Origin of the sequence: Rhizobium sp. NRK18 (genome assembly GCF_024385575.1) — a bacterium.
Classification (GTDB): Bacteria; Pseudomonadota; Alphaproteobacteria; order Rhizobiales; family Rhizobiaceae; genus JANFMV01.
The window spans coordinates 1,580,980-1,593,431 of the sequence record NZ_JANFMV010000001.1 but is presented as its reverse complement, the minus strand read 5'-3'; the positions used below and the strand labels follow the sequence as shown (position 1 = coordinate 1,593,431).

General features: G+C 63.7%; 13 protein-coding genes and 1 tRNA gene. 5 read left to right on the top strand and 9 right to left on the bottom strand.

Annotated features, from left to right (window positions below; translation table 11 throughout):
• The first annotated feature begins 1 nt into the window (after window position 1).
• Window positions 2-1,153, top strand: coding sequence for an enolase C-terminal domain-like protein (locus tag NN662_RS07330; RefSeq protein ID WP_261929638.1), 1,152 nt, complete (start codon window positions 2-4; stop codon window positions 1,151-1,153).
• A complete protein-coding gene (locus NN662_RS07325) occupies window positions 1,146-2,393 on the top strand; it encodes an enolase C-terminal domain-like protein (protein ID WP_261929637.1) in 1,248 nt (415 codons plus the stop codon). The genes NN662_RS07330 and NN662_RS07325 overlap by 8 nt, the downstream gene beginning before the upstream one ends.
• 76 nt (window positions 2,394-2,469) lie before the next feature.
• Here the strand turns inward: NN662_RS07325 and iolG are convergent, their stop codons facing one another.
• Together iolG and NN662_RS07315 are read right to left on the bottom strand one after the other, a co-directional pair.
• Window positions 2,470-3,462 (bottom strand): inositol 2-dehydrogenase, encoded by a 993-nt coding sequence (gene iolG, locus NN662_RS07320; protein ID WP_261929636.1) that lies wholly within the window; start codon window positions 3,460-3,462, stop codon window positions 2,470-2,472.
• Window positions 3,463-3,919: 457 nt separating this feature from the next.
• Window positions 3,920-3,995, bottom strand: a tRNA-Ile gene (locus NN662_RS07315).
• A 168-nt stretch (window positions 3,996-4,163) separates the two neighbouring features.
• Between NN662_RS07315 and NN662_RS07310 the strand changes: the two genes are divergently transcribed.
• A complete protein-coding gene (locus NN662_RS07310; protein WP_410010913.1) occupies window positions 4,164-4,895 on the top strand; it encodes an SIMPL domain-containing protein in 732 nt (243 codons plus the stop codon).
• 89 nt (window positions 4,896-4,984) lie between these two features.
• Here NN662_RS07310 and NN662_RS07305 read toward each other — a convergent pair whose 3' ends face one another.
• The 3 genes from NN662_RS07305 to NN662_RS07295 all read right to left on the bottom strand — a co-directional run bounded on the left by NN662_RS07305 (window position 4,985) and on the right by NN662_RS07295 (window position 6,592).
• Window positions 4,985-5,320 carry a hypothetical protein gene (locus NN662_RS07305; protein WP_261929635.1) on the bottom strand — a complete coding sequence of 112 codons (336 nt, stop codon included), beginning with the start codon at window positions 5,318-5,320 and terminating at the stop codon, window positions 4,985-4,987.
• Between the two features lie 303 nt (window positions 5,321-5,623).
• Window positions 5,624-6,022 carry a hypothetical protein gene (locus NN662_RS07300; protein WP_261929634.1) on the bottom strand — a complete coding sequence of 133 codons (399 nt, stop codon included), beginning with the start codon at window positions 6,020-6,022 and terminating at the stop codon, window positions 5,624-5,626.
• Between the two features lie 147 nt (window positions 6,023-6,169).
• Window positions 6,170-6,592 (bottom strand): secondary thiamine-phosphate synthase enzyme YjbQ, encoded by a 423-nt coding sequence (locus NN662_RS07295; RefSeq protein ID WP_261929633.1) that lies wholly within the window; start codon window positions 6,590-6,592, stop codon window positions 6,170-6,172.
• A gap of 126 nt (window positions 6,593-6,718) precedes the next feature.
• On the opposite strand from NN662_RS07295, the gene NN662_RS07290 reads away from it, so the two are divergent.
• Together NN662_RS07290 and NN662_RS07285 are read left to right on the top strand one after the other, a co-directional pair.
• The gene (locus NN662_RS07290; RefSeq protein WP_261929632.1) at window positions 6,719-7,189 is read left to right on the top strand and encodes a heme-degrading domain-containing protein; all 471 of its coding nucleotides are present in this window, start codon (window positions 6,719-6,721) and stop codon (window positions 7,187-7,189) included.
• 10 nt (window positions 7,190-7,199) lie between these two features.
• Window positions 7,200-7,838 (top strand): MliC family protein, encoded by a 639-nt coding sequence (locus NN662_RS07285; protein ID WP_261929631.1) that lies wholly within the window; start codon window positions 7,200-7,202, stop codon window positions 7,836-7,838.
• Between the two features lie 4 nt (window positions 7,839-7,842).
• On the opposite strand, the gene NN662_RS07280 is transcribed toward NN662_RS07285, so the two are convergent.
• The 4 genes from NN662_RS07280 to glgX all read right to left on the bottom strand — a co-directional run bounded on the left by NN662_RS07280 (window position 7,843) and on the right by glgX (window position 12,345).
• Window positions 7,843-8,886: a DUF930 domain-containing protein gene (locus NN662_RS07280; RefSeq protein WP_261929630.1), complete on the bottom strand. Its 1,044-nt coding sequence runs from the start codon at window positions 8,884-8,886 to the stop codon at window positions 7,843-7,845.
• 64 nt (window positions 8,887-8,950) lie between these two features.
• A complete protein-coding gene (locus NN662_RS07275; protein ID WP_261929629.1) occupies window positions 8,951-9,781 on the bottom strand; it encodes a DMT family transporter in 831 nt (276 codons plus the stop codon).
• A 161-nt stretch (window positions 9,782-9,942) separates the two neighbouring features.
• Window positions 9,943-10,185: a hypothetical protein gene (locus NN662_RS07270; protein WP_261929628.1), complete on the bottom strand. Its 243-nt coding sequence runs from the start codon at window positions 10,183-10,185 to the stop codon at window positions 9,943-9,945.
• Window positions 10,186-10,257: 72 nt separating this feature from the next.
• On the bottom strand, window positions 10,258-12,345 hold the full coding sequence (glgX, locus tag NN662_RS07265) for a glycogen debranching protein GlgX (RefSeq protein ID WP_261929627.1): 2,088 nt from the start codon (window positions 12,343-12,345) through the stop codon (window positions 10,258-10,260).
• Between the last annotated feature and the right edge of the window lie 107 nt (window positions 12,346-12,452).

Here is a 12,452-nt window from a genome sequence, read left to right as displayed (position 1 = left end):
CATGAAGATCGAGACCATCACGACGACGAAGTTCCGCTACATCACCAACAAGGTGAAGGACACCGACGGCCACACCCACCCCGGCCCCGAACGGGAAACGCAGTCGGCGCTTCTGACGATCACGACCGACGACGGCTCCACCGGCGATATCGTCACCAGCTACGGCGACATCGAGGAACAGCTGATCGAGAAATTCGTCCGGCCGGTCCTCGTTGGCGAAGATCCCCTGCGCATCGAGAAACTTTGGCAGGCGCTCTACAAATGGCAGCGCGGCTCGTCGATGAAGCTGACCGACCGCACGCTCTGCGCCGTGGAACTGGCGCTCTGGGACCTCGCCGGCAAGGCGAGCGGCCAGCCGGTCTGGAAACTTCTCGGCGGCTACCGCGACAAGATCCTCGCCTATGGCTCGACCATGTGCGGTGACGACCTGGAAAACGGATTGGCGACGCCGGAAGATTACGGCCGCTATGCCGAATGGCTGGTCAAGACCCGCGGCTACAAGGCCGTCAAGCTGCACACCTGGATGCCGCCGATCCCCGGCGCCCCGAACGTGCGCATGGATTATGCCGCCTGCGCCGCCGTGCGCGAGGCTGTCGGCCCGGACATTCCGCTGATGCTCGACCCCAACCACTGGTATTCGCGCGCCGACGCCCTCTGGCTCTGCCGCAAGCTCGAGGAGCTCGACTTCTACTGGATCGAGGAAATGATGGAGGAGGCCTCGCTGTCCTCCTACCAATGGCTGACGGCCCGCACGCCGAAGCTCAACATCCTCGGCCCAGAATCCATGACCGGCAAGCACTGGACCCGCGCGGAATGGGCGGCCAAGGGCGCCTGCGACATGCTGCGCACCGGTGTGTGGGACGTCGGCGGCATCGGCCCGGCGATGAAGACCGCCCATCTCGCCGAAAGCTTCCACATGTCCTGCGAGGTCCATGGTACCGGCGCCGGCAATCTCGCCGTCGCCGCGGCGATCCCGAACACCAGCTACTACGAGCGCGGGCTGTTGCACCCGTTCCTCGATTACGACAAACCGTCGGCCTATCAGAATCGCATCGACGATGAGATGGACCAGGACGGTTACGTCCATTGCCGCAACACGCCCGGACTGGGGCATGATTACAACCTGGACTACATTGAGGCCAACCGTGTCTGATACCCGTATTGCCGAACTGCGCGTCACTCCCATCGCGTTCTACGATCCGCCGCTCTTGAACAATGCCGGCTGCCACCAGCCCTTCGCGCTCCGCTCGATCATCGAGGTAGAGACCGAGGACGGCGTTATCGGGCTAGGCGAATCCTACGGCACCAAGCCCGTGCTCGACGGGCTGAAGGAGCTCGCGCCCATGCTGGTCGGCATGGACATCACCAACATCAACGGCCTGTGGGCGCGCGCCCGCAAGGCCGTCACCACCTCCATGCGCGGCTATGTCGAGAAGGAAGCCGTGCTGCCGCGTGTCGTCGGCGCGGTCGAGGTTGCGCTCTGGGATGCGCTTGGCAAATCGACCGGCCGGCGCGTCTGCGACCTGCTCGGCGGCCCGGTGCGCGAACGCGTCCCCTTCTCCGCCTACCTCTTCTACAAGTTCGGCCACCACATCGACGAGACGAAGGACGACGAATGGGGTGCGGCGCTCGACCCGAAGGGCATGCTCGAACAGGCCCGCAAGATGATCGGCGAATACGGCTTCGAGGCGATCAAGCTGAAGGCCGGCGTCTTCGAGGCCGAGGAGGAGATTGCCGCACTCGAAGCGCTGCGCGAAGCCTTCCCCAAGGCCCCCTTGAGGATCGATCCGAACGGCGGCTGGCACGTCCATACGACGCTGAAGCTGCTGCCGCGGCTGACCGGCCTGATCGAGTATCTGGAAGACCCGACGCTCGGCATTCCCGCCATGTCCGTCGTGCAGGCGGCCACCGACATTCCGCTCGCCACCAACATGTGCGTCGTCGAAACCGCCCACATTCCGCCGGCAATCGCCAAGGATGCGGTGCGCGTCATCCTCTCCGACCACCATTACTGGGGCGGCCTGATGGCAAGCCGCCATCTCGCCAACATCTGCGACGTCTGGGGCATCGGCCTGTCGATGCATTCCAACTCGCATCTCGGCATCTCGCTCGCCGCCATGACCCATCTCGCCGCCGCCACGCCGAACCTCACCTATGACTGCGACACCCATTATCCCTGGGCAATCGACGAGGTGATCGAGGGCGGAAAGCTCAAGTTCGAGAAGGGTTCGCTCGCCATACCGGACGGCCCCGGCCTCGGCGTCACGCTCGACCGCAGCGAGCTGAAGCGCCTGCACCAGAACTATCTCGACAACGGCTACGGCGAACGCAACGACGAAGCCGAGATGCAGCGTCACCTTCCCGACTGGAAGTTCGGTCGTCCGAAGTTCTAGGCATTCCGTGCAAACGAAGAGGGCGGCCCCGGAGACCCCGGGACCGCCCTTTTTCGTCAATCAGACTTCGGCCCTATCAGGCCAGTTCGACCGGCTTGCCGGTCTGCCAGGAGAGCGTCGCCGCTTCGGCGAGCTTCTGCGCCTGCAGGCCGTCGAAGCCGGACGGACGCGGGCTCTTGTTGCCGGCGTCGATCGCCTCGATGAAGGTGTTGATCTCGTTGGCATAGGCCTGGGCGTAGCGCTCCAGGAAGAAGTGCTGCACCGGATCGCCCTTCACACCGTCGGCATTCGACATCTCGACGCTGGTGTTCTGGATGTTCTTGGCCGCCAGCATGCCGCCGGCCCCGTGCACTTCGATGCGTTGGTCGTAGCCATAGGTAGCGCGGCGCGAATTGGTGATGACGGCGATGCGGCCGGACGCCGTCTGCATCTGCACGGCGGCGGTATCCACATCGCCTTCCGCACCGATCGCCTTGTCGACGAGAGCCGAGCCGAGCGCGTTGACGACGACGAATTCCTCGCCCATCAGGAAACGGGCCATGTCGAAGTCGTGGATCATCATGTCGCGGAACAGGCCGCCCGACGACTTGACGTATTCGGCCGGCGGCGGCGACGGATCGCGGCTGGTGATGGTGACGATCTCGATCGCGCCGACATCGCCGCGGCGAAGACGGGCCTCGACGCTAGCGAAATTCGGGTCGAAGCGGCGGTTGAAGCCGATCATCAGCGTCGTGTTCGTCTTGGCGACCACCTCGAGGCACTGGTCGATCCGCTCGACCGACATCGACACCGGCTTTTCGCAGAGCACCGCCTTGCCGGCCTTGGCACCCGCCTCGATCAGATCGGCGTGGCTCGGCGTCGGCGTGGCGATCAGGATCGCGTCGACATCGCTCGCCGCAATGATCTCCTCGACGCTTTTTACCTCAGCACCCGTCTGGGCGGCCAGCGCCTCGGCAGACGCCGGAAACGCATCGGCGATATAGACGAGCTTTGCCTTCGGGTTTGCCGCGATCGTTGCGGCATGCACCTTGCCGATACGGCCCGCGCCGAGCACTCCGAACCTGATCATGTCTTTATTCTCCATAAGATTGAAGGGCACGCCTCGTGCCCGGTCGTAACCTGTCAGATGATGGCCTCGCCTTCAGGCATTTTGGCGGCATGGCCGGCGTCGCACTCAGGCGCCCCGCCAGCTCCATTCCGGCCTGCATTCGTTCGCCCCGTAGGCAAGCGAAACACGATCCTCGAATGACTGAAGTCGGTGAAAAATTTCCAGGCGGCCCATCGCCGCCGAATGCGCCGCCCACCGGCGACCCGTCTCCTCCCAGAACACCCGAACGCCTTCCGGGCCCGCGCACACTACGTCTTCACCACAAAAAATCAAGCATCCATTCCGTGAATATCAAGAATGGAATTTTTGTTTCAATTCAATCAATGCCCTCGTGAAAACAACCGTGGACAAGGTGAGCGCCTAGAATCGGCTAACCTTCCGGCTAACCGCATATTAAATGATTGATGTTAAAGATATTTGGTGGGCCCGGAGGGACTCGAACCCCCAACCAAGCGGTTATGAGCCGCCGGCTCTAACCATTGAGCTACAGGCCCGGCGCGGCAGGCGCGCGATGCGCGGGGAGCAATGGTTCCGCCCGTGCGGGTTTCGCTCTAGCCGATAATGCCGCGCCCGGCAAGCGGTTGCCGCAATCGCTTCACAATCGCCATGCAGAAGCTTATGAGCGGTTGCTGAAAGCCGCTCATGCAACAGGAGGATTGATCTTGAGTTCCATTCTTGCCCGCCGCACGTTCTTTGCCGCCCTTGGCGCCGCAGGCCTTGCCATCTCGTCCTCCGCCTTCGCCGCCGATCCCGGTCCGAAGGAGGCTCTGCTCTCCGTCAGCGGCACCGGCGAGGCCGCGACAGCACCCGACATGGCGATCGTCGACCTCGCCGTCCTGCGCGAAGCGGATACGGCGCGCGAGGCGCTCGATGCCAACAACAAGGCGATGAGCGACGTTCTCGCGGCGCTGAAGAAGGACGGCATCGCCGACAAGGACCTGCAGACCTCCGGCCTGTCGATCCAGCCGAAATACGACTATTCCAAGAATGACGGTTCGGCGCCGAAGCTCACCGGCTACCAGGTCACCAACAGCCTGACTGTTCGCATCCGCGATCTGACGAAGCTCGGCGCCGTTCTCGACGAATCCGTCACGCTGGGCGTCAATCAGGGCGGCGGCATCCGCTTTGCCAACGACAAGCCGGACGCCCTGCTCGACGCTGCCCGCACGGATGCGGTCAAGAACGCGATCGCCAAGGCCAAGACGCTGTCGGAAGCTGCCGGCGTCAAGCTCGGCCGCATCGTCGAAATCAGCGAGGCTTCCGCCGCGCCGATGCCCCAGCCCATGGTCCGCATGTCGATGGCCAAGGAAATGGCCGATGCCAGCGTCCCGGTCGCAGCCGGCGAAAACAGCTATTCGGTCTCGGTCAACGTGACCTTCGCGCTCGAACAGTAGTCGTCAGAAAAGAGACCAAACATGAAAACCGCCCTCCGCAGATCTGCGGAGGGCGGTTTTTTGTGTCCGCCTTGAGAGACGGTTCGGCCTTAGCGACCGATCAGCGGGCAACCGCGGACATTCGCGAAGACCATCCGCACGTGATGGCGGTGATGGCGGCCCTTGACGACGACGCGACGATGGTCGGCGCGCACGATGCGGGCATGGCGGACGCCGTGACGTTCGGCCTTGCGCAGCGCCTGGCCGGGGAAGCAACCACGGCGGTCATGATGACGGTGGCCACTGTAGTAGTGATGGCCGGGCGTACCGAAATAGATGCCGAAGCCGACATCCGGGCCGCGTGCGGCGGCGGTCGAGGTGGTGCCGGCAATGGCGCCGAGCGAGATCAGAAGGGCAATACCTGCCTTGGCGATGAAGTTGGTCATGGTCTCTCTCCTTGAGTTGACGTTGGGTTTCGAAGACTGCTCTCCTCAATCACTCGTCCCAAGTGATTGACCTGACGATATCGCCCCCCGCCTGAACCAAAACGGAACCGGCCGTTCATCCGCCATTCATGAAAAAGCCACGATCTCGGCCGTGCAAACGCCGCATTTCGAAACTGGCCTGGAAGCATCTCTCGCAGGCGACAAGACGCAGAAAGCCGCCCTTTGCGGGAAGACAAAGGGCGGCTTAAAGACTCCGGCCCCTGGACGGGAAGTAGGTGGCTGGAGAATGCGATGTCTGGTGAGTTAGCGGATGACCGGGCAGCCGGGCACGTTCGCAAACACGATCCGCACCGGACGGTGATGCCGGCGGCCATCGACGACGACGGCGCGGCGGCTCATGTCGACGACATGGGCATTGCGGACACCGAAGCGTTCGGCCTTGTCGACGGCCTGCCACGGGCGGCAGGCAGGACGGCGGCCGAAGTCGCGGCCATAATCGCGACCGTCATCGCCCCAGCGGCCGTCGCCGCGGCCGCCCCAGCGACCGTCGCCGTCACGGTAACCATCGTGATAGCCGGGGCTGTCAATGTAGATACCGAAACCGTAGCCCGTGTCACGGGCGGAAGCGGTGGACGCGATGCCGGTAACGGCTGCGATGGAAACCAAAGCTGCAATGCCTGCCTTTGCGATAAAGTTGGTCATGGTCTCTCTCCGAAAAACGTCCGTTCGTGACGTTGGCTGATCCTGTTGCACTCCCCCTTTCGAAGGGATTGAGTGGAGATTAGTCCAGCCAATCTGAACCGATCCGGAACCGGATATTCATCTGCCGTTCACGAAGCGAAAAAGATGTCAGGCGGACAGATGCAGCACGATCTGGCGGCTGTGCGGGCGGGCGCGGTGCTCGAAGAGATAGAGCCCCTGCCAGGTCCCGAGCGCCAGCCGGCCATCGGTGACCGGAATGCCGATCGAGGTCTGGGTCAGCGCCGCCTTGATGTGCGCCGGCATGTCGTCCGGCCCCTCCATGGTGTGGACGATCCAGCGCATCGACGGATCGTCGGATGCGGGCACCAGCCGGCGGAAGAACTCGCTCAGATCACGTTGGACGTCCGGATCGGCATTTTCCTGGATGAGAAGCGAACAGGAGGTGTGGCGGACGAACACGGTCAACAGCCCCTCGCCCGCCGCATTGGCGCGCACGAAGGCCTCGGCCTCGCGCGTGAACTCGTAGAGCCCGGCGCCACGGGTCGAAAGCGAAAGCATGGTCTGCGGCATGAGGGCCTCCTGTCGTCACCTGACGGAGACTTGGCGCGAAGCGATCCCGATTGCAAGGTCGCGCGCCGTGCCCCTTTCCCGTTGGCACGCCTGCAGGTAACATCCGGAGAAAACGAGGAGACATTCATGGCCGACACGGAAGACCTCTTGGAAACGCTGGCCGCACAGGAAAAGGCGCTGGTCTTTGCCACCTTCAACGAATCGACTGCGCTGCAGGTCGGGCTGGCGATCATTCAGGCGGCGCAGGCGCAGTATGCGCCGGTCGTCATCGACATCCGCACGCCCAACCGCACCCTCTTTCACGCCGCCCTTCCCGGTTCCGCCCCCGACAATGACGAGTGGGCACGACGCAAGTCGAACACGACGCTGCGCTTCCACCGCGCCTCCTTCGCCGTCGGCGAAGGCATGCGCCGGAAGGGACGCACGCCCGGACCCGACATCGGCATCGACCTGATGGAATACGCCACCCATGGCGGCAGCTTTCCGGTCCGCGTCGAAGGCGTCGGCGTGGTGGCGGCGATTACCGTTTCCGGCCTGGCGCAGGCCGAAGACCACCAGATGATCGTCGACGCGCTCGAGACATACCTGGCGCAATAGGGAGAGAACGATGAACAGCCTGGCGAAGACGGCAAGCGTCGCTGCAGCAGGTCTCCTAACGGTGACATGCCTGTGGCCAATTTCGGCTCCGGCCGCCAATGCCGCCTCGCCGAGCTTCGACTGCACCAAGGCGAGCCACGAGATCGAGACGCTGATCTGTGGCGACGGCGGCCTGGCGGCGCTCGACCGCAAGCTGCAGGATACCTTCAGGAAGGCGGTCGACGTGGTCCAAAAAATGCCGAACCACGGATCGGCGCTGAGCGAGATGAAGGCCTATCAGCGCGGCTGGATCAAGGGCCGCGACGACTGCTGGAAGGCGGACGACAAGCGCCAGTGCACGATGGACGCCTACCGCAATCGGATCGCCGAGCTGCAGGCGCGCTACGTGCTGATCAAGGGCCACGCACCGGTGTTCTACACCTGCAACGGCAACCCCGCCGACGAGGTCGTCGCCACCTTCTTCGACACCGATCCCCAGTCCGTCCGGCTGGAACGGGGCGATACCACCGAAATCGCCCTGCAGGCCATCTCCGCCTCCGGCGCCCGCTACGAAGGCGACTTCGGCCTGCAGTTCTGGATCAAGGGCGACGAGGCGATGGTGACCTGGCCGCAAGGCAACGACTTCACCTGCAAGGTGAGGCAGCAGTAGGCCTTCAAAACGCCGGGAAACCCCTCTCCTTCCACTTAGCCCTCGGCACGGGGTCGCCGACGGCGTAGGCGAAGGAGACGACGCGGGTGGCGTCCTTGTCGACCTCGCAGCGGAAGGACAGGTCGAACCATTGCCCTTCGGCCCGGAAAGCCGCCTTGCGGACAGCCAGCACGGTGCCGCTCGGCAGATTGTAGGCCGGCAAGAGTTCGGGCTGGTAGGAGGGATCGCCGTGGCGCAGCTGCTCGCGCAGCTCCGTCACGCAGAGGCGGCTCGCGCGCTCCGATGGCGCAATGCCGTTGGCGGCAATCATCGCCTCCTCGGCGGTGGTGTCCGAATTCGAGTAGAGCTTGCCCGCCCGCTTCAGATCCGGGGCATCCTCGAGCTTGGCGGCATCCTCCGCCTTTTCGTCCGGCTTTGCCTCGCCCTTGGCCGCGTCGGCCTTCTTCTCGTCTTCCGCCGGCGGCACAAGCGCGGCGACCGCCTCTTCCGTGGATTTCGCATCCGCACCGGACTTTGCCGCCGTCAGGGTTTGCGGCAACGGCTTCGGCTTGGGGTCCGCAGCCTTCTTTTCGGCCTCCGATGGTGCCGGCTTGCCGCCGGCCGTCTCCTGCGGCTTGTCCTCCGGCTTGGCATCGGCCGTTTCGAGCTTGCGCGCTGCATCGCCGTCGAACGCCTTCTTCGGGCCGGCATCCTTGTCTCCGAAGCGATAGGCGGGATTGAGAACGGGGATCGGAATGCGCGTTGCCTGCTTCGGTTGGCCGGGCGGCGGCGTCTGCGGCTTCGGTGCAGGTTTCGGCGGCGTGGTCTGTTCCTCGGGCTTTTCCTCAGCCTTCGGCGGCGCCGGCGTCTTTTCCGGCGGCGGCACAAGGGCCACCTGCACGGCCTGTTGGTGCTCCTCCTGCTTTTCGGGGAACTCCGGCAGGCCGAAGAGGAAGACCGCCAGCAGGGCTAGGTGCAGCGCCACCGACACGACGGCACCGGCGGTCACCTGCCGACGCCGACGGCGCTGCAACTGGTGATCCTCGATGTCGGCCGTCAATTCGCTCATGGTCAGATTGATGTGGGTCGCAATGGGGCCCAATCAAGGCAGTAACAGAAGAAAGAACCGCCCCTCACGCCGCTTTCAGCACCATGACGCCGGCGGCGATGACACAGGCGGCTGCGATGCGGGCGCGGCCGACCTTTTCGTGCAGGACGAAATAGGAGATCAGGGCGCCGAACAGGATGGAGGTTTCGCGCAGCGCGGCAACGACGGCGACCGGCGCGATCGTCATCGCCCAGAGCGCAAGGCCGTAGGAGGTCGATGTGCCGATGCCGCCGACGAGGCCGCCAAGCCAGTTGCGCTTCAGATAGTCGAAGAACATCGCCTTGTAGGCGAGAACCGCCCAGAGCGTCAGCGGAATGCCCGTCAGCAGGAAGACCCAGAGCGTGTAGGCCGCCGGCGCGCCCGAGAGCCGCACGCCCATGCCGTCGATCAGCGTGTAGGTGGCGATCACGCAGGCATTCATCAGCGCCAGCGCCGCCCCTTGCGCATTGCCGCGCGAATTCAGCGCCATCGTCAGGATGCCGCAGCAGATGACGGCGATGCCGACCCATTCCAGCGGCACCAGTTTCTCGGCAACGAAAAAGGCCGAAACCAGCGCCACGATCAGCGGCGCCGTGCCGCGCATCAGCGGATAGGCCTGGCTCATGTCGGCCACATGATAGGTGCGCGCCACCATCATGTAATAGACCACCTGGCAGCAGGTGGAGGCGACGATGAACGGCCAGCTTTCCCGCGCCGGCTGCGGCAGGAACGGCAGCAAGACCATCGCCAGAACCGAGGAGAACGCGGAAACGAGAACAGCGGTCAGCACCTTGTTGCCGCCACCCTTGACGATCGCGTTCCAAGAGGCGTGCAGAAGAGCGGCGAAGAGGACGACGGCGAAGACGCTGAGGGGCATTGCGCGGACAATGTCTCTGGATGGTGACAAAGAAAGAATGGCCGCCTGACAAATGAGCGGCCAGCCGACGTTATAGCAGTGCCTGCGGACTGTCGAGCGACGACGCTGCTCTCCTCATTCCTCACTCCGCGTCAGATCTGAAAGTCCTCTTTCAGCCAACATCAATGCTGGGGGACGAGTGCGGCGGCGCGGACCTCTTTCAGAACTTCGCGCATCTGACCCTGAAGATCCTGGCGACGGATGACGATACCCTTGAACTTCACCCGCGCCGCCCGATCGCGTGCCGCAGTCACCGCCGCGGCGAACGCAAGATCGTAGGTATGGAACCGTGGAGAGGTGCGCCCTGCGAGTTCATAGGTCCAGCCGTCGCAATCCGGCAGAATGTCACACAATACGTCTTTCATCGTTTCTCCTCCAATAAACGTTGCGCCAGACCTCCTCCGGTCATTTGCGCCTGTCGCTGCGACCACCGGCTTCTACGCCTTGCGAAAGATCGCGATCGAGCGGGATTTCATCTGGAATTCGCTGCCCGGCTCGTAGTTCGAGGCCTCAGGCTCCGTTGCGTCGGTGGAGAGCGCCAGCGACCAGCGATGATCCTCGAGACGCCCCGGCATCCGGAACGTGACATCCTCCGCCGAGGGATTGCAGAAGATCAGCGCCTCATTCCAGGCATTGCGGCTCTGGTACTTCTTCGCGCTCGCCAGATGCAGCTGGAAACAGTTTGAAGCCGCCCAGGACTCCGCCGACTTGTCGCCGCCATCCGCGTCGAACCAGTTGATGGCCATGCCGTCGCGCCAGTTGCGGCGGTGCAGGAGCGGCTGCTGCTTTCTCATCTCGATGAGGCGGCGGGTGAAGCGTGTCAGATCGTGACCGGCGTCGTCGATCTTCTCCCAGTCGAGCCAGGTGATGTCGTTGTCCTGGCAGAAGCCGTTATTGTTGCCACGCTGCGTGCGCCCGAACTCGTCTCCGGCGAGGATCATCGGCGTGCCGTGCGAAAACAAGAGCGTCGCCAGAAAGTTCTTCGCCTGGCGAAGACGGATGTCGTTGATGCCGGGATCGTCGGTCGGTCCCTCGGCGCCATAGTTGCAGCTGTGATTGTTGTCGTGGCCGTCGCGATTATCCTCGCCATTGGCCTCGTTATGCTTGCCCTCGTAGCTCAACAAATCATGCAGCGTATAGCCGTCATGCGCCGTCACGAAATTGACGCTCGCCCAGGGCCGGCGGCCGCTGTGATCGTAGATGTCGCCAGACCCGAGAATGCGGGCGGCGATATCCGAGGCGGCGCCTTCGTCGTTGCGCCAGAACTGCCGCACGCCATCGCGGTACTGGTCGTTCCATTCCGCCCAACCCGGCGGAAATCCACCGAGCTGATAACCGCCGGGGCCGAGATCCCATGGTTCGCCGATCAGCTTCATCGCCGACAGGACCGGGTCCTGCATCACCGCATCGAAGAAGCCGCCGCGGCGGTCGAAGCCCTCCGGTTCCCGTCCGAGGATCGACCCCAGATCGAAGCGGAAGCCGTCGACTTCCATCTCGCTTGCCCAGTACCGCATGGAATCCGTGATCATGCGGATGACGCGCGGATGGGAGGTGTTGACCGTGTTGCCGGTGCCGGTGTCGTTGATGTAGTAGCGCGCCTCGTCCGGCATCGTGCGGTAATAGGAGAAGTTGTCGATCCCCTTGAACGACAACGTCGGGCCCATTTCGTTGCCCTCGTTGGTGTGGTTGTAGACCACGTCGAGGATGACCTCGATGCCGGCGTCATGGAAGGCGCGCACCATGTCGCGAAACTCGCGCCGGCCGTTCTCGACGACATAGCGGTTTGCCGGGGCGAAGAAGCCCATCGTGCTGTAGCCCCAGTAATTGGTAAGGCCGCGATCGAGGAGATGGCCGTCATCGGTGAAGGCATGGACGGGCAAAAGCTCGACCGCCGTCACGCCGAGGCTCTTGATGTAGTCGACGACATTCGGGTGCGCCATGCCGAGGAACTTGCCGCGCTCCCGCTCGGGCACATCGCCCTTGAGCGCCGTAAAGCCTTTCACATGCGCCTCGTAGATGATGGTCAGCGGCCACAGCACCGGCCGGCGATGCGGGCGGCCCTCGCCCCCCTCCGACAGCGGCGCACAGACCCGCGCCCTGGGCACGAAAGCGGCACTGTCGAGGTCGTTGAAGGACAGGTCGCCAGCCTCGTCGCCGAAGCGGTATCCGAAGACCTCTTCCGACCACTTGACGTCGCCGACGATCTCGCGGGCGTAAGGGTCGAGAAGAAGCTTGTTCGCATTGAACCGGTGGCCGGCCATCGGGTCGAAGGGACCGTGCACGCGGAAACCGTAGATGGTCCCCGGCGCCAGCCCCGGCACATAGCCGTGCCAGATCTCGTTGGTGTATTCCGGCAGCGTCAGCCTTGCGACCTCGACCTGCCCGCTGGTGTCGAACAGGCAGACCTCGACACGCTCCGCATGCGCCGAAAACAGCGCGAAATTGACCCCTTCCCCATCCCAGACTGCACCCAGTTCGGTCCAGTGACCGGCTTCGATGACGTATTTTCCAGCTTCAGCATTCATGAGTGATGACCGCCCGAAATTGTGACGAGGAATCTGAGAATATGAATTTCAAGAAGATGTCTCATGCCGGAGCGGTCCGGGTTCGACCCGCCTCACCCGATGGCTTG

Coding starts and splice junctions, on each gene's coding strand:
- NN662_RS07275 (WP_261929629.1), bottom strand. CDS start 9,781: ATGCCCCTCAGCGTCTTCGCCGTCGTCCTCTTCGCCGCTCTTCTGCAC.
- NN662_RS07285 (WP_261929631.1), top strand. CDS start 7,200: ATGAACAGCCTGGCGAAGACGGCAAGCGTCGCTGCAGCAGGTCTCCTA.
- iolG (WP_261929636.1), bottom strand. CDS start 3,462: ATGATCAGGTTCGGAGTGCTCGGCGCGGGCCGTATCGGCAAGGTGCAT.
- NN662_RS07330 (WP_261929638.1), top strand. CDS start 2: ATGAAGATCGAGACCATCACGACGACGAAGTTCCGCTACATCACCAAC.
- NN662_RS07300 (WP_261929634.1), bottom strand. CDS start 6,022: ATGACCAACTTTATCGCAAAGGCAGGCATTGCAGCTTTGGTTTCCATC.
- NN662_RS07270 (WP_261929628.1), bottom strand. CDS start 10,185: ATGAAAGACGTATTGTGTGACATTCTGCCGGATTGCGACGGCTGGACC.
- NN662_RS07295 (WP_261929633.1), bottom strand. CDS start 6,592: ATGCCGCAGACCATGCTTTCGCTTTCGACCCGTGGCGCCGGGCTCTAC.
- NN662_RS07290 (WP_261929632.1), top strand. CDS start 6,719: ATGGCCGACACGGAAGACCTCTTGGAAACGCTGGCCGCACAGGAAAAG.
- NN662_RS07280 (WP_261929630.1), bottom strand. CDS start 8,886: ATGAGCGAATTGACGGCCGACATCGAGGATCACCAGTTGCAGCGCCGT.
- NN662_RS07305 (WP_261929635.1), bottom strand. CDS start 5,320: ATGACCAACTTCATCGCCAAGGCAGGTATTGCCCTTCTGATCTCGCTC.
- glgX (WP_261929627.1), bottom strand. CDS start 12,345: ATGAATGCTGAAGCTGGAAAATACGTCATCGAAGCCGGTCACTGGACC.